General features: G+C 71.9%; 17 protein-coding genes and 1 tRNA gene. 9 read left to right on the forward strand and 9 right to left on the reverse strand.

The genetic code is table 11. The features are described from left to right. Nucleotides 1-9 precede the first annotated feature (9 nt). From E2C05_RS00890 to E2C05_RS00910, 5 genes are all read right to left on the reverse strand, one after another. Complete coding sequence (locus E2C05_RS00890; RefSeq protein WP_133217713.1) at nt 10-1,608, reverse strand: ABC transporter substrate-binding protein; 1,599 nt, start codon at nt 1,606-1,608, stop codon at nt 10-12. Nucleotides 1,609-1,697: 89 nt separating this feature from the next. Continuing rightward, nucleotides 1,698-3,356, reverse strand: coding sequence for a flavin-containing monooxygenase (locus E2C05_RS00895; protein WP_133217714.1), 1,659 nt, complete (start codon nt 3,354-3,356; stop codon nt 1,698-1,700). A gap of 90 nt (nt 3,357-3,446) precedes the next feature. Then, nucleotides 3,447-4,193 (reverse strand): SDR family NAD(P)-dependent oxidoreductase, encoded by a 747-nt coding sequence (locus tag E2C05_RS00900; RefSeq protein ID WP_133217715.1) that lies wholly within the window; start codon nt 4,191-4,193, stop codon nt 3,447-3,449. Next, nucleotides 4,190-5,161, reverse strand: coding sequence for a Bug family tripartite tricarboxylate transporter substrate binding protein (locus tag E2C05_RS00905; RefSeq protein WP_158291857.1), 972 nt, complete (start codon nt 5,159-5,161; stop codon nt 4,190-4,192). Before E2C05_RS00905 ends, E2C05_RS00900 begins: the two co-directional genes overlap by 4 nt. Further along, nucleotides 5,158-5,943, reverse strand: a complete 786-nt coding sequence (locus E2C05_RS00910) for an alpha/beta fold hydrolase (protein WP_158291858.1) — start codon at nt 5,941-5,943, stop codon at nt 5,158-5,160. Before E2C05_RS00910 ends, E2C05_RS00905 begins: the two co-directional genes overlap by 4 nt. Nucleotides 5,944-6,125: 182 nt before the next feature. Here E2C05_RS00910 and E2C05_RS00915 point away from each other — a divergent pair, with 182 nt between their 5' ends. Then, complete coding sequence (locus E2C05_RS00915) at nt 6,126-7,115, forward strand: LLM class flavin-dependent oxidoreductase (RefSeq protein ID WP_133217718.1); 990 nt, start codon at nt 6,126-6,128, stop codon at nt 7,113-7,115. A 71-nt stretch (nt 7,116-7,186) separates the two neighbouring features. Then, entirely contained in the window at nt 7,187-7,735 is a 549-nt protein-coding gene (locus E2C05_RS00920; protein WP_133217719.1) for a carboxymuconolactone decarboxylase family protein, read from the forward strand. Nucleotides 7,736-7,744: 9 nt separating this feature from the next. Here E2C05_RS00920 and trhA read toward each other — a convergent pair whose 3' ends face one another. The 3 genes from trhA to E2C05_RS00935 form a co-directional block, all read right to left on the reverse strand. Continuing rightward, nucleotides 7,745-8,458, reverse strand: a complete 714-nt coding sequence (trhA, locus tag E2C05_RS00925) for a PAQR family membrane homeostasis protein TrhA (protein WP_240046500.1) — start codon at nt 8,456-8,458, stop codon at nt 7,745-7,747. A gap of 264 nt (nt 8,459-8,722) precedes the next feature. Next, nucleotides 8,723-9,637: an alpha/beta fold hydrolase gene (locus E2C05_RS00930; RefSeq protein WP_240046501.1), complete on the reverse strand. Its 915-nt coding sequence runs from the start codon at nt 9,635-9,637 to the stop codon at nt 8,723-8,725. 177 nt (nt 9,638-9,814) lie between these two features. Further along, nucleotides 9,815-9,890, reverse strand: a tRNA-Ile gene (locus E2C05_RS00935). 164 nt (nt 9,891-10,054) lie between these two features. Here E2C05_RS00935 and E2C05_RS00940 point away from each other — a divergent pair. The 7 genes from E2C05_RS00940 (at nt 10,055) to E2C05_RS00970 (ending at nt 15,632) form a co-directional block, all read left to right on the forward strand. Continuing rightward, nucleotides 10,055-10,801, forward strand: a complete 747-nt coding sequence (locus tag E2C05_RS00940) for a maleate cis-trans isomerase family protein (RefSeq protein WP_133217721.1) — start codon at nt 10,055-10,057, stop codon at nt 10,799-10,801. Nucleotides 10,802-10,859: 58 nt separating this feature from the next. Then, nucleotides 10,860-11,279, forward strand: a complete 420-nt coding sequence (locus E2C05_RS00945) for a CoA-binding protein (RefSeq protein WP_133217722.1) — start codon at nt 10,860-10,862, stop codon at nt 11,277-11,279. Between the two features lie 129 nt (nt 11,280-11,408). Then, the gene (locus E2C05_RS00950; RefSeq protein ID WP_133217723.1) at nt 11,409-12,185 is read left to right on the forward strand and encodes a DUF2076 domain-containing protein; all 777 of its coding nucleotides are present in this window, start codon (nt 11,409-11,411) and stop codon (nt 12,183-12,185) included. A gap of 70 nt (nt 12,186-12,255) precedes the next feature. After that, on the forward strand, nt 12,256-13,125 hold the full coding sequence (locus tag E2C05_RS00955; RefSeq protein ID WP_133217724.1) for a LysR family transcriptional regulator: 870 nt from the start codon (nt 12,256-12,258) through the stop codon (nt 13,123-13,125). 125 nt (nt 13,126-13,250) lie between these two features. After that, nucleotides 13,251-13,505: a DUF29 family protein gene (locus E2C05_RS00960; protein WP_133217725.1), complete on the forward strand. Its 255-nt coding sequence runs from the start codon at nt 13,251-13,253 to the stop codon at nt 13,503-13,505. A gap of 263 nt (nt 13,506-13,768) precedes the next feature. Then, entirely contained in the window at nt 13,769-14,959 is a 1,191-nt protein-coding gene (locus tag E2C05_RS00965) for an MFS transporter (protein WP_240046502.1), read from the forward strand. Nucleotides 14,960-14,990: 31 nt separating this feature from the next. Beyond that, nucleotides 14,991-15,632 carry a trimeric intracellular cation channel family protein gene (locus tag E2C05_RS00970; RefSeq protein WP_133217727.1) on the forward strand — a complete coding sequence of 214 codons (642 nt, stop codon included), beginning with the start codon at nt 14,991-14,993 and terminating at the stop codon, nt 15,630-15,632. A gap of 73 nt (nt 15,633-15,705) precedes the next feature. Here the strand turns inward: E2C05_RS00970 and E2C05_RS00975 are convergent, their stop codons facing one another. Further along, nucleotides 15,706-17,097 (reverse strand): aminotransferase, encoded by a 1,392-nt coding sequence (locus tag E2C05_RS00975; RefSeq protein ID WP_133217728.1) that lies wholly within the window; start codon nt 17,095-17,097, stop codon nt 15,706-15,708. Nucleotides 17,098-17,103: the final 6 nt, after the last annotated feature.

The raw sequence follows: 17,103 nt of genomic DNA on the forward strand, positions 1-17,103 counted from the left end.
GTCCGCGCCTCAGCCCTTCCGCACGCCCCAGAAGATGGCGAAGCCGCCGGGCACCTCCGTCACCTCCCGGCGATGGGCGAAGCGCGGCAGGATCTGCCCGACGGGGATATAGGGCAGGTCCTCGAAGGCGCGGGCCTGCATGGCACGGGCGATGCGGGCGCGCTCCGCCTCACCCTCCGCCGCCAGCCAGCCCTCCCGCAGCCGCTCCAGCTCCGGGCTGCTGGGCCAGCCGCTGCGGCCGGCCCGGCCGGTGCCGCGGAGATACTGGTGGATGGCGGGGTCGAGCATGTCGAGCCCGGACCAGAAGGTGTGGAAGGCGCTCCAGCCGCCGGCCTCCACCGGTTCCATGCTCGCCAGGCGCTGCACCATCGTGCCCCAGTCCATCGCCTGGTAATCGACGTTGAAGCCGATGCGCTTGAGCAGGTCGGCGCCGATATCGGCCATCGCCTTCAGGGTGGGGAAGTCGGAGGGGCCGAGGACGACCACCCGCTCCCCCTTGTAGCCGGCGGCCGAGAGGGCGCGGCGCGACGCCGCCAGGTCGCGCGGCCCAGTCAGCGCCGCCATGCCCTCCCCGCTCGCCATCGGCGTGCCCGGCGCGAAGAAGCCGACGCCCTGCGACCAGTGGCCCGGGACGTCGCCGGCCACCGCCGTCATGTAGTCCGCCTGCGACAGCGCCGGCAGCACGGCACGGCGGATGGCCGGGTTGTCGAAGGGCGGGTGCAGCTGGTTGAAGCGCAGGCAGCCGATGAAGCCCAGCGGGTCCTGCACCGCCAGCACCAGGCGGCGGTCGCGGGACAGCAGCGGCAGCAGGTCGAAGGCCGGGTTCTCCCACCAGTCCACCTCCCCCGCCCGCAGCGCCGCGGCGGCGGTGGAGGGATCGGGCATGACGATCCATTCCACGCGGTCCAGATGGACGCGCTTCGGCCCGGCGGTGAAGCTGGCATCGCCGCCGGGGCGCGGGACGTAGTCCGGGTTGCGGGCATAGGCGACGCGGGCGCCGGAGACGCGCTCATTCGCCAGGAAGCGGAAGGGTCCGCTGCCGACCATCTCCGTCACCTGCCGGAAGGGATCGGTCTGCGCCAGGCGTTCGGGCATGACGACGCAGGCGGGTGAGCCGGGCTTGCCGAGCGCATGGGCCAGCAGCGGGAAGCGGTCCTTCAGGCGGAAGCGGAGCGTGCGGTCATCCGGCGCGGCCAGTTCCTCGGTCGCCGCCAGCAGGGACTGGCCAAGGCCGTCGCGTGCCCCCCAGCGGCGGATGCTGGCCACCGCATCCCGCGCCAGCACCGGCGTGCCGTCATGGAAGCGCAGCCCCTCCCGCAGGCGGATGGTCCAGGCCAGCCCGTCATCGGACACCGCGTGGCCTTCGGCCATCTGGGGCTGGATGCGGTACTCGGCATCCATGCCGTAGAGCGTGTCGAAGACCATCAGCGCGTGGTTGCGCGTGACATAGGCCGAGGACCAGATCGGATCGAGCACCGCCAGGTCGGACTGCGGCACGAAGCGCAGCACCCGCGCGGCCTGCGCGGCGGCCAGCCGCGGGGCAGCCAAGGGGGCAGCCAGGGCGGCGCCCAGGGCGGGCAGGGTGCGGCGGGGGATGGGGGCGGTCATGCGCGGCCTCCGGCAAGGTCGGGCCGCGACTCAAGCGGGATGCGGGCGGCGGCGGCAAGGGGCCTCGCAGCCGCCGCCCGCCCCCGCGTTCAGGCGGTCGCCGCCTCGCGCGCCTCCAGCCGGAAGCCCTCATAGCCCTTCTCCGCCACCTCGGCGCAGAGGCGGCGGTAGCGGCCCATGCCGCCGGCATAGGGCATGAAGACCCGCGGCTTGCCCGGGACATTGGCGCCCAGGTACCAGGAATGCCCGGCCTGCGGCAGCAGGGTGGCGTTCGCCGCCTCGTTCACATGCGTCACCCAGCGCTCGACCGCCGCCGGGTCCGGCTCCATCCGGGCGATGCCCTTGGCGCGCAGATGCGCGATGCAGTCGGCGATCCAGTCGGCATGCTGCTCGATGCAGATCGGCATGTTGCAGAGCACCGAAGGGCTGCCCGGGCCGGTGATGGTGAAGAAATTGGGGAAGCCCACGACCTGCAGGCCGAGATAGGTGCGCGGCCCTTCCGCCCAGGCGTCGCCCAGCGCCAGCCCGTCGCGGCCGGTGACGTTCAGCCGCAGCAGCGGGCCGGTCATGGCATCGAAGCCGGTGGCGAAGACGATGATGTCGAGCGGGTGCTCGGTGCCGTCGCGCAGCCGCAGGCCGGTCGGCGTGATGCGCTCGATCGGGTTGGACCGCACATCCACCAGGGAGACGTTCGGGCGGTTGTAGGTCTCGAAGTAGTTGGTGTCGATCGGCGGGCGCTTGGCGGCATAGGGATGGTCGATATCGGCCAGCTTCGCCGCCGTCTCCGGGTCCTTGACGATCTCGCGGATCTTGGCCTTGAGAAAGTCCGCGGCGGTGTCGTTGGCCGCCTTGTCCATCAGCAGGTCGCGGAAATTGGCGCGGAACTGCAGCCCGCCCTTTTCCCAGGCGGCCTCGTAGATCCGCTTCCGCTCCTCATCCGTCACGTCCCAGCAGGACCGTTCGAGGATGCGGAAGGGATGGCCGTTCGGCGTCTCCAGCATCGTCGCGCGGATGTCGGCGTAGTTGTCCCGCACCCAGGCCTTGAATTCCTCCGACAGCGGGCCGTTGCGCGCCGGCACGCTGTAGTTGGCGGTGCGCTGGAAGACCGTGAGGTGCTGCGCCTGCTCGGCGATGACCGGCACGGCCTGGATGCCGGTGGAGCCGGTGCCGATCTGCCCGACGCGGGACCCGGAGAAATCCACGCCCTCATGCGGCCATTGCCCGGTGTGGTACCAGCGGCCCTGGAAATCCTCGAGCCCCGGGATCTTCGGGACGTTGGCGGTGGACAGGCACCCGACCGCGGCGATCAGGTAGGTTGCCGTCAGGGTCTCGCCCGCCTCGGTCGTCACGCGCCACAGGTTGGCGGCGGCGTCGTAGGTGCAGGCGGTGACGCGGGTGTCGAAGCGGATGTCGCGCTTCAGGTCCAGCCGGTCGGCGACCCAGTTCAGGTAGCGCAGGATCTCCGGCTGCTCCGGGTAGCGCTCCGTCCACTCCCATTCCTTGTAAAGCTCTTCCGAGAAGGAATAGCAGTAGGAATGGCTCTCGGAATCGCAGCGCGCGCCGGGGTAGCGGTTCCAGTACCAGGTGCCGCCGACGCCGCCGCCCTGCTCCAGCACCCGGACCTTGAGGCCGAGCCGGTCGCGCAGCAGATGGAGCTGGTACATGCCGGCGAAGCCGGCACCGATGACGATCGCGTCCAGGTCGCCGGCGCGGGCCGGCGAGGCTTCGCGCAGCAGGGTATCGGGCATGGGGTCGCTGCCTCCGTCGTGATTGGGTCGGAGGGTAGCAAAGCCAGGGGCGGGTGACACCCCCTGGACGGTCGCCCGACCATCGGTGCCTCAGACGATGGTGTAGCCCCCGTCCACCACAAGGTCGTGGCCCTGGATGAAGCCGCCCTCGCAGGTCGCCAGGAAGGCGATCGCCTCGGCGATCTCCGCCGGCCTTCCCAGCCGACCGACCGGCAACCGCCCCTCCAGCTGCTCGACCCGGCCGGGGATGCGGCCATAGCTGTCGATGTTGAACTGGGTGGCGATCGGGCCGGGGCTGACGGAGTTCACCTGGATGCCGTCCTTCGCCAGCTCGAAGGCCATGTTCCTGGTCAGCTGGATCAGCGCCGCCTTCATCGGGCCGTAGAGGCTGTTCTCCTCCATCGCCACGCGCCCGGTCTGGCTGGCGACATGGATGATGCGGCCGCCGCCCTGCGCCCGCATGGCCGGCAGCACCGCCTGGCTGGCGAAGAAGGCGGCGGCGAAATTCACCCCGATCAGCCCGTCGAACTCGGCGCGCGTGAAGGTCCCGAAGGGCTTGCGGCAGCGGATGCCGGCGTTGTTGACCAGCACATCCACCCGGCCGAAGCGGGAAAGCGCCGCCTGCACCATGGCCTCCGGCGCCGCCGGGTCGGCCAGGTCGAAGACTGCCCGCGCCGCGTCCGGGGCGCCGCCGGCCCGGCAGTCCGCGACGGCGCCGTCGAGCTCCGCCTCCGTCCCCTCCGCCACCAGGAACAGCGCCAGGCCGCGGGCCGCGAGCGCCAGCGCCGTCTCCCGCCCGATGCCGCGCGAGGCGCCGGTGAGCAGCGCCACCCTCATTCCACCGTCACTCCCGTCTCCTTCACGATGGCCACCCAGGCGCGGCGATCCTCCAGCCAGTATTCCTGCATGGCCTCGGGCGTGCCTTCCAGGCTGTCATGCCCCGCCTCCTCCATCCGGCGGCGGGTGTCGGGGGACCGCAGCCAGCGATTGGCCTCGGCATTGATCCGCTCGACGAAGCCCCGCGGCAATCCGGCATGGCCCCAGAGGCCGAACCAGACATCCTCGTTCATGCCGGGAAAGCCCTCCTCGGCCAGGGTCGGCACCTCCGGCATCGGGCGCGGGCGGGTGCGGCCGGTGGCGGCCAGGCCGCGCAGCCGTCCCTCCCGCATCAGCGCGCCGGAATTGCCGATATTGTCGAAGATGTAGTCGCTCTCGCCCTGGCTGACCGCCAGCACGGCGGAAGGGCCGCCGCGATAGGGGATGTGTTCCCGCCGGAAGCCGGCGCGCAGGTGGAAGCGTTCCGCCATCATGTGCCCGACGCTGCCGATGCCGACGCTGGCCATGTTCACGCCCTGGGGCCGCGCCTTCGCCCAGGCGACGAATTCCGCCGTGCTGCGGGCGGGGATGCGCGGGTTGACGATCAGCAGCATGGGGTAGTGGTACAGCCCGGCGATGGCCACGAAATCCTTCACCGGGTCGTAGGGCAGGCCGCGCAACACCAGCGGCGCCACGACATGCGAGGTGTTGGAGGTGAACAGCAACGTCCAGCCATCCGGCGCCGCCCGCGCCACCTCCGCCGTGCCGATGGTGCCGGTGCCGCCGACCCGGTTCTCCACCACGAAGGTGCCGCCGAAGGCGCGGGAGAAATGCTCGGCCATAAGCCTGGCATAGACATCGGCCGGGCTGCCGGCCTGGCTGGGCTGGATGAGGCGCACGGGGCGGCTGCCGGGCCATGCCTCCTGCGCCCGCGCCAGGGCCGGCGCCGCCAGCGCCAGCCCCGCGAGGATGCCGCGACGCGGGATCACGACAGGAAGTCGCGGAATTGCCGGATGCAGAATTCCGGGCGCTCCCGCACCGAGGCATGGCCGGCGACCGGCACCTCCACCACGCCGCGGCTGCCCGGGATGTTGGCATGCATCCATTGCGCCGCCTCCTTGAAGGCCGCCCGCTCCTCCGAGCCCAGCATGACGAGGGTGGGCGCCCGGATCCGCTTCGCCTCCTCCCGCGCATCCACCATGGCCAGCCATTCGCAGGCCAGCGCATAGCCCTCGCCGCTGCAGGCCTCGAAGGTCGTGCGGACATGCCGGACGTTGGGCCCATCCTCGGCGATGCTGCCGGGCGTGAAGAAGATCGGCAGCAGCATGGGGATCAGCGCCGCCACGCCCTTCTCCCGCGCGATGCCGGCGCGGACCGGCCAGTTGGCGCGGCTCTCCTCGTTGTACAGCGGCGTGCAGTCGCAGAGGATGAGCTTCTCCACCATGTCAGGATGAGTGCCGGCGAAGTGGCAGGCCAGGCTGCCGCCCATGGAGATCCCGGCGATATGGGCGCGCGCGATCCCCTCCCGCTCCATCAGCGCCTTCAATTGCGCCGTGGTGGCATCCTGGTCGTACTGGCCGGCCGGCAGCGGCGTGTCGCCATGGCCGGGCAGCGAATAGGCGATCAGTTCGAACCGGTCCTCGAGCGGCGCCAGCACGTCCCAGAAGGTGGCGCTCTGGCCGAGGCAGTGGATCAGCACCAGGGGCTGGCCGCGGCCGCGACGCTGCACCCGCACGTCCTCGATGCCCAGCGGCTTCGGGTTCCAGTCCATGGATGTCTCCCCCTTGATATTGCAGGGAAGCATGCGACAGCCCCGGCCGGCCGTCACCACCCAGGGGCGGCCGCATTTCGGACAACCCTTCAGCTCAGAATTGCCGATTGCGGCCTTTCCATCCGGGCCGGGCGGCCCCACCATCCCCGGTCAGCACGGCATCGGATCCGGGGAGCCAGGGCATGCAATTCGGACTGTTCGGGGGCGCCCGGACCAAGCGCAGCGTCGGCATCGAGGACAGCCAGGGCTATCAGAGCTTCATCGACTACGTGATGGAGGCCGACCGGCTCGGCTTCCGCCACATGTTCATGGTGGAGCATCACTCGACCGGGCAGGGGCAGGTCTCCGCCTCCATGACCCTGCTGGCCTACCTCGCCGCGAAGACCACGCAGATCCGGCTGGGCACGGCAGTAGTGGTGCTGCCCTGGCACAACCCGGTGCTGGTCGCGGAGCAGGCGGCGACGCTCGACCTGCTGAGCGGCGGCCGCTTCGACTTCGGCGTCGGCAAGGGCTACCGCAAGGCCGAGTTCGACGCCTTCTGCATCCCGCTCGAGGAAGCGACCGAGCGCTTCGACGAGGCGATCGAGGTCATCCGCCGCGCCTGGACCTCGGACGAGCGCTTCTCCCATCACGGCAAGCGCTGGCACTACGAGAACATGCTGGTGGAGCCGGCGCCGTTGCAGCGGCCGCACCCGCCGCTCTGGCTCGCGGCCGGCAGCCCCGACAGCATCCGCCGCGCGGCGCGGGACGGCTTCAACCTGCTGCTCGATCAGCTTGCCAGCGTGGAGCAGATCGGCGAGCGCATCGCCCTCTACCGGGCGGAATGCGAGGCGGTGGGGCGGGAATACCGCCCGACCATGGTCGGCACGGCGCGCGCCCTGCAGATGATCCAGTCGGAGGCCGAGCGCGCTGCCGCCTATGAAACGCGCAAGCGCGTGGTCGGCGTCATCGGCGACCTCGCCCGCGGCAAGCTGGCCGACCGGGTGGAGGACGACACCGCGCCGCTGCTGGGCACGCCGGCCGAGGTCGTCGCCCGCCTGAAGGCGCTGGAAGCAGTGGGCGCGACCAACATTCTGCTAGTGGACCCCAATGCCTCGGTCGGCAATCTCCGCGCCTTCGCGCGCGACGTGATGCCGAGCTTCGTCCCCGGGCTGCAGGCCGCCGCGGAATAGGCGCCGCGGCTGGACAGGGCGCGGCCCGCACCGCAGGGTGCGGGCCGTTCGTGTTTCAGGGGGAGGAACGCATGGGCCGGCTGGCTCCGAAGACGCGCGAGACGCTGGACGACGCGCAGAAGGTCGTCTGGGACCGCATCGCCGGCGGCGCCCGCGGCGGCGTGGGCGGTCCCTTCACCACGCTGCTGACCAGCGCCGAGCTCTGCGCCCGCGTCGAGCAGCTGGGCGTCTTCATCCGCTACGATTGCAGCGTGCCGATGCGGCTGCGGGAGATCGCCATCCTCTGCGTCGGGCAGCACTGGAAGGCGGCCTATGAATGGTATGCGCATGCGCCGATCGCGGCGAAGCAGGGCGTGCCGGAGGCGGTGATCGAGGCCATCGGCACCGGCGCCGCGAGCATCCCCTTCGATGCCGAGCCCGACCGCGTGGTGGTCGGCTTCGTGCGGGAGGTGCTGCGCACCGGCCAGGCCGGCGACGCGACCTATGCCGCCGCGCTGGCGCTGCTGGGCGAGAAGGGCGTGGTCGAGCTGACCGGGCTGGTCGGCTACTACAGCCTGCTGGCGCTGCAGCTGAACGTCTTCCAGGTGGCGCCGCCCGATCCCTTCAAGGCGCCCTGGTAGGCCCCCCCCTCACCCGGCGCCGCGCGCCAGGTCCAGCACCACCAGGTAGTGGCAGGCGGCCGCCGTCACCACGCAGCCATGCCACATGGCGTAGTGGTAGGGCAGCCGCTCCGCCAGATGGAACAGCACGCCCAGGCTGTAGATCAGCCCGCCGGTCAGCAGCATGGCGAGGTCCCAGCTGGACAGCGCCCGCAGCAGCGGGTCGAAGGCGGCGATGCCGGCCCAGCCGAGCAGCAGGTAGAACAGCAGGGAGACGCGTTCGGCCCGGGCAGGCGCCCAGATCCGCAGCGCCGCGCCGCCCAGCGCCCCGGTCCAGACCACGCCAAGCAGGCCAAGGCCCCAGGTGCCGCCGATGCCGAGGCCGGCAACCGGCGTATAGGTCCCGGCGATCATGGTGAAGATGGCGGAATGGTCCAGCTTCTGCAGCAACGCCCGCCGCTCCGCCACGCTGGACATGTTGTAGATCGCCGAGCAGCCGAGCATGGCCAGCAGGCCGAGCCCATAGATCAGCAGCGCCAGCATGGTGCCGGCGCCGGCGCCGCGCGGCACGGTCATGGCCAGCACGCCGCAGGCGATGACGGCGGCCAGCAGACCCAGCATGTGCACGGCGGCATCGGCGATGCGCTCGGGCCGCGTCTCGCCCGGGATGGCGGCCAGGAAGCCGGGCCCCGGTGCGGCCGCGCGCGGCGGGCGGGATAACGCTGGGCTGGGCGGCATCGGCATGGGCGAAGCCTCCTCGGTCAGGGGACCGGCGCATCGGAACGCGCGGGTTACCATGACAACGCCGGCGCGGCTTTGCCAGCATGGCGGTGCCGTCATCTTGACCATCGCGGCCGGTCTGTGCGGCGCGTCACGGTTGCCATGGCCCGGATCGCTGCGCGCCGGCCGCGCCATCCTGCCCGGCCGCGACCATACCGCAGCGCGGCATGCGCGCCGGGGCGGGCCTGCCACCCTTTCCGCCTCAGCCGCGGCGGATGCCGCCCCGCGTCATTGTTCGAGGAAGCGGCGCAGCGCCGCCGCCGACACGGCCGGCGCCTCCTCCATCGGCACATGCCCGACGCCCGGCAGGACCACCGCGCGCGCATCCTGCAGCGCGCGCAGGTAGTCGGCGGCATGCGTGGCCGGAATGGCGCGGTCCTGCTCGCCCCAGAGCAGCAGCACCGGCATGCGGATGGTGGCGAGGATCGGCTCGGGCGGCTGCAGCACGGTCTGCGGCAGCCGCGCCAGGATGGCGCCGCGAACGCCGGGCGCCAGCAGCATGTCGCGGGTGCGGTCCAGCACCGCCTCGGTCAGCACGCCCGGCACGGCATAGGCGTTGGCCGTGGCCCGGCGCAGCAGCGGCCGGGGCAGGGTCCAGCGCAGCGCGCGCATCAGCACCGGGGCGCGCGGCGCCTCCCCATAGCCGCGGCCGGGGCTGGCGAAGCCGTCCGGCGCCATCAGCACCAGCTTCGTCACGCGGTCCGGCCGCGCCGCGGCGAAGCGCCAGGCGATCCGCCCGCCCATGGAACTGCCGACCACGGCGGCGCGGGCGATGCCCAGCCGGTCCAGCAGCGCCGCCAGCACGGCAGTCGCGCGTTCGTCGCTGTAGTCGCCGGTCGGGTCCGGGCCGGTCAGGCCGAAGCCCGGCAGGTCCAGCCGCACCAGGCGGAACCGGTCCGCCAGCAGGGGGTCCCAGCCTTCCCAGGTGTGCAGGCTGGACGCGAATCCATGGATGAGCAGCACCGCCGGTGCGTCGCGTGGCCCTGTGTCGCGGACATGCAGGCGCAGGCCCAGCACGTCGAGGAACCGGGACGGCGGCGGGGCCCAGCGCGCCTCCAGCGCCGCACGCGGCCGGTCGGGGTCGTATAGCGCCCAGGCGAGGCCAGCGAGCAGCACCAGCAGGGCGAGGAGCGCGAAGGTCATGCGGCGCCGCATGGGGCCGGACGGGAGAGGGAATTCATGCCCGGCTGACTTGGCCGGTGCCACAGGAAGGGCAACCACCGCCGCATCGCCGGCGGCCCGTCCCGCGGGAAGATGACGACCCGGGCCACAGGCCGGCCGTCCTGCCGCGCGCGGCCAGGCCACTCGGCGCATGCGGGATGGTGGGCCCGGCAGGACTCGAACCTGCAACCAAACCGTTATGAGCGGTCCGCTCTGACCATTGAGCTACAGGCCCCCGCGGCAGTGATGGCGGGCCGGCGCGGCGGAGGCAAGCCCGCCGCCGGGGCCAGGGCATCTGGGCCGGCGCACCGGGAGGATGCGCACCGGGGGATGCGCATCGGGCCCTGCGCCTCGGACGCGGCCGTGGCAGCATGCAGCGGTGTGGGACAGGGGCGGGCGATGCGCGACGTGCTGGGCTGGCGAAGGGTGTTCGGCGTCATGGCCCCCTCCACCAACACGGTGGTGCAGCCGGATTTCGACGACCTGCGGCCGCCGGGCGTGACCAACCACATCGCCCGCATCTTCACGCCGGACGCCGATGCGGTCAGCGATGACAGCTTCCGCGCCGGCATTGCGACGATCGGCGGCAATGTGCTGGATGCGGTCCGCAGCGTCGTGACCTGCCGGCCGGACCACCTGATCATGGGCATGTCGGCGGTCACCTTCCTCGACGGCGTGGCGGGGGCCGAGGCCTTCATCCGGCAGGTGCGCGACGCCTCCGGCCTGGATGTCACCATCGGCAGCCATGCCTGCGCCGCGGCGCTGGAGGCCCATGGCGGGGTGCGGCGCGTCGCCGTGCTCTCGCCCTACTGGCCGGTGATGAATGCCGGCGTCGCTCGCTACCTCGGCGAACGCGGCCACACAGTGGTGCGCGACCTGGCGCTGCGCTGCCCGTCCTGGACCGGAATCGCCCGGGTGACGCCGGCGGAGTGCCGCGCCGCCCTCCTGCGCCTGGATGGCGACGACGTGGACGCCATCCTCCAGGTCGGCACCAACCTGTCCATGCTGCGCCTGGCCGCGGCGGCGGAGCTCTTCCTGGGCAAGCCGGTCATCGCCATCAATGCCGCGACCTACTGGCATGCGCTGCGCAGCACCGGCATCACGGACAGGGTGGCCGGCTTCGGCCGGCTGCTGGAGGAATTCTGAGCATCGCCCGCCGCCGCGCCGCGTTGCCGCGGGGGGCACAGCACCGGGAGACCGCCGCATGACCGATGCCGAGATCCGCGACATCCTGCTGTCCACCCGCCGCGTCGCGGTGGTCGGCGCCTCCGACCGGCCGTCCCGCCCGAGCTTCGGCGTCACGCAGTTCCTGGTGGCGCGCGGCTATGCCGTTGCGCCGGTGAATCCCGGCATCGCCGGGCGGGACCTGCATGGCGCGCCGGTGGTGGCGCGGCTGTCGGACGCCGGGCCGCTCGACATGGTGGACGTCTTCCGCCGCAGCGAGGAGGCCGGGGCGGTGGTGGAGGAGGCGATCCGCCTCGGCGCCCGGACCGTCTGGCTGCAGCTTGGCGTCATCGACGACGCGGCGGGCGAGCGGGCCCGCGCCGCCGGGCTGCGCTTCGTACAGGACCGATGCCCCGTCATCGAATGGCACCGCCTCGGCTTGCCCGCGAAGATTGCATGACGTTCATTTTTACCGGACCATCTGCTTGAAAGCCCCGGCCAGCCGGGCCACCTCCTGCCCCGCAGAGCCCGCCTGCGGACTCGCAACGCTGCTTTCCGCCGGGACGGGCCCACGGGAGACGAAGGACCCATGAACGACGAAGAGCGCCGGATCATCACGCAGTATGTTGAGCGGGTCGCCGGTGCGGCCCCCGCTCAGACGGCGCCGAGCAGCCCCTGGGGCGGCATGGGCGGCAGCGTACCGCAGACCCAGGCGCGGCCCAACCTGCCGCCGGTGGACCGGGACGCCGATGCGCTGATCAGCGACCTGTTCGCCCGCTACCCCGAGGCGCGGTACCGCATCACCCAGACCGCCTTCGTGCAGGAAGCGGCGCTGGTCGAGGCGCAGAACCGCATCCGCCAGCTGGAGTGGGAGGTCGAGAACGCCCGCGGCCAGGCGCAGGCGGCGCAGCAGCAGAAGGGCGGGCTGTTCGGCGGCATGTTCGGCGGCGGCGCTCGCCCGCAGCCCCGCATGGCCCCGCCGCCGCAGCCGGTCTATCCGCCGGGCTACAACCCGGGGATGCTGCAGCAGGGCCGCGGCGGCTCCGGCTTCCTCGGCACCGCGGTGATGACCGCGGCCGGCGTCGCCGGCGGCATGGTGCTGGGCAACATGCTGATGAACGCCTTCTCTGGCCATGGCGGCGCCGCCCAGGCGGCGTCCTTCGATGGCGGCGCGGGCGGCTTCGGCCAGGAAGCGGTGCCGACCTCCTCTCCCTGGACCGATCCCGGCACCGCGGCGGCCGACCAGGGCTGGGGCGGCGGCGGCCAGGATGCCACCGGCAGCTACGACCAGGCCTCGGGCTACGACTCCGGTGCCGCCGGCTATGACGATGCCGGTGGCGGCGGCTACGACGACGAGGATGTCTGATCCATAGCCGCCGCTCATCGACGCGGCGGCTCCGATTGAAAGCGCGCATGGCATGGGCCACCCTCATGCCATGCGCATCCCCGACCTCGACCTCGACCTGCTTCGCTGCTTCGTGACGGTGGCGGAGCGCGGCGGATTCACCGCCGCCGGCCAGGCACTGGGCCTGACGCAATCCGCCATCAGCCTGAAGGTGAAGCGGCTGGAGGACCTGCTGCAGCGCCGGGTGTTCGAGCGCACCAGCCGCAGCATCGCCCTGACCCGCGATGGCGAGACCCTGCTGGCCTATGCCCGCCGCATCCTGGCCCTGAACGACGAGGCGGTGCGGCGGCTGGTTGCCCCGCCGGTCGCCGGCCGCTTCCGGCTGGGCGTCGCCGACCATTTCGTGCCGCGCAACCTCGCCCCCCTGCTGGCCCGCTTCGCCCGCACCTGGCCGGAGGTGCGGCTGGAGGTGGAGGTGGGCCGCAGCCATGAATTGCGCGCGGCGCAGGAGCGCGGGGCGCTGGACCTCGTTCTGGGCAAGCGCCGGGATGGGGAGACCGAGGGCAGGCCGATCTGGACCGAGGGCGTGATCTGGGTGGCCTCCCCCGACTGGCAGGTGCCGGACGGCCGGCCCCTGCCGCTGGCCATGCTGCCGCCGGGCTGCATGTTCCGCGACCGCGCCCTGGCGGCGCTGGCCCGGGCCGGGCTGGGGTTTGAGGTGGTCTATACCTCCGCCAGCCTCCTCGGCGTCGCCGCCGCGGCGCAGGCCGGTTTCGCCCTGACCGTGCTTGGCCGTGGCGGGCTGCCGCCGGGCCTCGTCGAGGTGACCGGCCTGCCGCCGCTCGGCAGCGTGGAGATGTGCCTGTTCGGCGATGCCGAGGGCCGCAGCCCGCTGGCCGAGCCGCTGATGCGCTTCCTGCGGGAGAGTCTGGCCGACCCCGGCTTGGCCGCGGCGGCGTGAGCGTGGGAACCGGGCCCGGCAACCATTATCCTCGCGCCATGTCCGGGGCCGCGGACCTCTACGACCGGGATTTCTAGGCCGGGACCCAGGCCCAGGCGGCGCTGCTGCGCGCCTAGCCGGAGGCGCTGCGGCCGAATGCCCTCGACATCGCCAACCTCGCCGAGGGGATCGAGGGGTTCGGCGAGTCCCAGCGCCAGGCGGTCGAGAGCCTTGTCTTCCGGACCGTCCTGCACCTGCTGAAACTGCGCTGCCATCCGGACCAGTCGGCGCGGCGCGGCTGGCAGAAGGAGGTGGACGGCTTCCGCGACCAGCTCGATGTCCTGTTCCGGGACAACCCGTCCCTGCGTGCCCACCGGGCGGCCATCGCCGGCGAGACCTGACGCCGGGCGGGTCCGTCGCTTCCAGCGGGACCTGGAGAGCATGACGGCCTCGACGCCCGCGCCGCCCTTGACTGTCTGCCCGACCCGGGCACGCCCTGTTTCGACCGGACGGGGAAGTCCTCGCCGAGGGCTGGTATCCGCCTACGCCCGCCGCGGATTAACCGCGCGCGAATTGACCGGGGGCCACCCTGGGCGCAGTTTGCTGCACCGCCCAGCCAGGAGCCCCGTCCGGCATGCCGCCTGAGCCCTCCGCCGGCCGAGACATGCGCATCTGCGCGCTGATCGGCACCGGCCATTTCCTCTCGCATTTCTACATGCTCTGCTTGGCGCCGCTGTTCCTCACTTGGCGGCAGGAATTCGGCGTCTCCTACGCCGTCCTCGGCCTTTCGGTCGCGCTGATGAGCGCGACCACCGCCGCGCTGCAGACCCCCGTGGGTTTCTGGGTGGACCGCTACGGCGCGCGCCCCTTCCTGGTTGGCGGCACCCTGCTGATGGCGCTGTCCATCTCCGCCATGGCCTTCGCGCCGAGCTTCTGGGTGATCCTGCCGCTGGCGGTGCTGTCCGGCGTCGGCAACAGCGTCATCCACCCGGCCGACTACGCCATCATGGCCGGATCCATCAGCAAGGGCTTCATGGGCCGCGCCTTCGCGCTGCACACCTTCACCGGCAATCTGGGCTTCGCCCTCGCCCCGCCGGTCATCGCCCTGCTGCTGACCTTCATGGACTGGCGGCATGCGCTGCTGACCGTCGGGCTGCTCGGCCTTCCCGTCGTCGCCGCCATCCTGCTGCAGAGCCGGGTGCTGCGTGACCAGGCCAAGCCGAAGCAGAAGGAAGCCGGGCCGGGCGGCCGCGAACTCCTGCTCAGCCGGCCGATGCTGCTGTTCTTCGCCTTCTTCCTGCTGTCCTCCATGGCCGGCTCCGGCGTGCAGGCCTGGCTGGTGACGGTGCTGGGCAAGCTCTGGGGCACGCCGGTGCTGGCGGCCTCGGCGGCGCTGACCGGCTACATGGTGGGGGCCACCGGCGGCACCCTGGTCGGCGGCTGGATCGCGGACAAGAGCAAGCGCAACCTCCTCGGCATGGTCACCGTGCTGACGCTGGTCGCCATGGCGCTGCTGCTGGTGCTGGGCATGGTCCCGCTGCCGGAGGTGGTGCTGCCGCTCGTCGCGGCGCTGGGCGGCCTCGCGCTCGGCACCTCCCGCACCCCGCGCGACGTGATGCTGAAGGATGCCTGCCCGACGGGGCAGATCGGCAAGGTCTTCGGCTTCGTCTCGGCCGGCCTGCCGCTCGGCTCCGCCATCACCCCCGTGCCGCTCGGCTTCCTGATCGACATGGGCTATCCCTGGCTGGTGCTGCCGGTCGTCGCCGGCTTCCTCGGCCTGTCGCTGCTCTGTGCCGGGAGCGCCCAGGGTTCCGCGCGGGCCGCGCGGCCGCCGCAGGCGGTGCCGGCGGAATAGCGCGGCTGGCCTGGCCGGGGAGCGCTGCCGGGTGACGGCGCTCGACACCCTTCTGCTCTGGCTGGACATCGCCGGCATCGCGGTCTTCGCTGCCTCCGGCGCGCTCGTCGCCTCCCGCAAGCAGATGGACGCGGTCGGGTTCATCCTGATCGCCGCCGTCACCGCCTTCGGCGGCGGCACGCTGCGCGACGTGCTGCTGGGCCGCGTGCCGCCCTTCTGGCTGCGCGACCCCGCCTGGCTGGCAGTGGCCAGCAGCGTCGCCGTGCTGGTCTTCTTCACCGCGCATCGCGTCGAAAGCCGCTTCCGCGCGCTGCTCTGGGCCGATGCGGTCGGCCTTGCGCTCTTCGCCGTGCTGGGGGCGGAGATCGCCCTGCTGGCCGGTGCGAAACCCTGGGCCGCCGTGCTGCTGGGCGTCGCCACCGCCACCTTCGGCGGCGCGGCGCGCGACGTGATCTGCAACGAGATCCCGCTGCTGCTGCGCAAGGAGATCTATGCCCTGGCGGCGCTCGCCGGCGCCGCGGTCTTCGTCGCGCTGCGGGTGAACGGGGTATGGCGGGACCCCGCCTTGCTGGCCGGCATGGCGGTAGCCTTCGGCATCCGCGCCATCGCCATCCTGCGGGGATGGTCGCTGCCGGCCTACAAGCCAAGGCCCGGGCGCGACTACCCCAACTGAGGGAGGCGCTGCCCCCTCAGGCTCCCCCGCCGAAGGCCGAAGGGCCTTCGGAAACCACGAGCCTGCCCGCCGGTCAGGCGCGCTTTGCGGCGGCGGCGCCGATCGCCTTGTCCAGCACCTCGATCAGCGTGTCGCATTCGCCGCGGGTGATCACCAGCGGCGGCGACAGCACGATGGTGTTGGAATGCCGCGCGCCGCCGCCGGAGCGCCCGACGATCACGCCCTCCGCCTTGCAGTGGTCCAGCACGCCCTGCACCAACGCGCCGTCGAGTTGCACCTTGCTCTCGCGGTCGGTGACGAGTTCGATCCCGATCAGCAGCCCCTTGCCGCGGATGTCGCCGGTGATGCCGTGGCGGAACAGCCGGTCCTTCAGCCCGTCCATCAGGTAGGCGCCCATGCTGGCGGCGCGCTCGGGCAGCTTCTCCTCCAGCATGATCTCGATGTTGCGCACCGCGACCGCGGCGGCGGCGGGATGGCCGCCATAGGTATTCACCTGCATCACCTGCCGCGCCTCCGCGACCTCGCCGAGGAAGCTCTCGAACACATGGTTCTTCACGACGGTGGCGGCGATCGGCAGGTAGGCGGAGACGATGCCCTTGGCGACGGCCATGATGTCCGGGCTGATGCCGTAATGCTGGTGGCCGAACATCTTCCCGGTGCGGCCGAAGCCGTTGATCACTTCGTCCACGTGCAGCAGCACGTCGTATTTCCGGCAGATCTCCTCGACCATCGGCAGGTATTCGTCGGGCGGCACGGCGATGCCGACGCCGGACATGATCGGCTCGACGATCACCTCGGCGACGGTCTGCGGCCCCTCCCCCAGGATGGTGGTCTCGATCGCCTTCGCGCAGGCCACCTTGCAGGACGGGTATTCCAGGCCGAGCGGGCAGCGGTAGCAGGTCGGCGCCGGGACATGCACGAACTCTCCGGCATAGGGCTCGAACTTGGTCTTGCGGTCGCCCATGCCGCCGGCGGCCAGCGTCGCCAGCGTGGTGCCGTGATAGGCGTAGTAGCGGCTGATGGTCTTGAAGCGGAATTCGCCGGGGAATTCGTGCTTGGCGTATTGCCGGGCGATCTTGAAGCCGGCCTCGTTCGCCTCGGACCCCGAATTGACGAAATAGGTGTGGTAGCCGCCGCCCATCAGGCCGTTCACCTGCTCGGCCAGCTGCGCGGCCGGCAGGTTCATGGCGGTGTGCGGGTAGTAGGCCATGGCCTGCATCTGCTCGGCCGCGATCTGCGCCAGCTCCGTCCGGCCATAGCCGATATTGACGCACCAGAGGCCGGCCATGGCGTCGAGGTAGGTGGTGCCGTCGGCATCGACGATGGTGGACCCCTGCGCCCCCGTCACCACCATCTGCTTCTGCTCCAGCGCCTTGTGCTGGACCAGCGGGTGCATGACGTTCTGCAGGTCCTGCGCGACGACGCGCGCACGGGCCTCGGGGTCGGGCTGGTTGGTCAGGGACATGCGGGC

The sequence above is a fragment of the Paracraurococcus ruber genome (assembly GCF_004353985.1).
GTDB classification, from domain to species: Bacteria; Pseudomonadota; Alphaproteobacteria; order Acetobacterales; family Acetobacteraceae; genus Paracraurococcus; species Paracraurococcus ruber.

What these genes read in the sequence shown, in the direction of transcription:
- E2C05_RS00975 (WP_133217728.1), bottom strand. Translation starts at nt 17,097, where the DNA reads ATGTCCCTGACCAACCAGCCCGACCCCGAGGCCCGTGCGCGCGTCGTC.
- E2C05_RS00915 (WP_133217718.1), top strand. Translation starts at nt 6,126, where the DNA reads ATGCAATTCGGACTGTTCGGGGGCGCCCGGACCAAGCGCAGCGTCGGC.
- trhA (WP_240046500.1), bottom strand. Translation starts at nt 8,458, where the DNA reads ATGCCGATGCCGCCCAGCCCAGCGTTATCCCGCCCGCCGCGCGCGGCC.
- E2C05_RS00920 (WP_133217719.1), top strand. Translation starts at nt 7,187, where the DNA reads ATGGGCCGGCTGGCTCCGAAGACGCGCGAGACGCTGGACGACGCGCAG.
- E2C05_RS00930 (WP_240046501.1), bottom strand. Translation starts at nt 9,637, where the DNA reads ATGACCTTCGCGCTCCTCGCCCTGCTGGTGCTGCTCGCTGGCCTCGCC.
- E2C05_RS00900 (WP_133217715.1), bottom strand. Translation starts at nt 4,193, where the DNA reads ATGAGGGTGGCGCTGCTCACCGGCGCCTCGCGCGGCATCGGGCGGGAG.
- E2C05_RS00945 (WP_133217722.1), top strand. Translation starts at nt 10,860, where the DNA reads ATGACCGATGCCGAGATCCGCGACATCCTGCTGTCCACCCGCCGCGTC.
- E2C05_RS00965 (WP_240046502.1), top strand. Translation starts at nt 13,769, where the DNA reads ATGCGCATCTGCGCGCTGATCGGCACCGGCCATTTCCTCTCGCATTTC.
- E2C05_RS00910 (WP_158291858.1), bottom strand. Translation starts at nt 5,943, where the DNA reads ATGGACTGGAACCCGAAGCCGCTGGGCATCGAGGACGTGCGGGTGCAG.
- E2C05_RS00940 (WP_133217721.1), top strand. Translation starts at nt 10,055, where the DNA reads ATGCGCGACGTGCTGGGCTGGCGAAGGGTGTTCGGCGTCATGGCCCCC.
- E2C05_RS00955 (WP_133217724.1), top strand. Translation starts at nt 12,256, where the DNA reads ATGCGCATCCCCGACCTCGACCTCGACCTGCTTCGCTGCTTCGTGACG.
- E2C05_RS00895 (WP_133217714.1), bottom strand. Translation starts at nt 3,356, where the DNA reads ATGCCCGATACCCTGCTGCGCGAAGCCTCGCCGGCCCGCGCCGGCGAC.
- E2C05_RS00950 (WP_133217723.1), top strand. Translation starts at nt 11,409, where the DNA reads ATGAACGACGAAGAGCGCCGGATCATCACGCAGTATGTTGAGCGGGTC.
- E2C05_RS00890 (WP_133217713.1), bottom strand. Translation starts at nt 1,608, where the DNA reads ATGACCGCCCCCATCCCCCGCCGCACCCTGCCCGCCCTGGGCGCCGCC.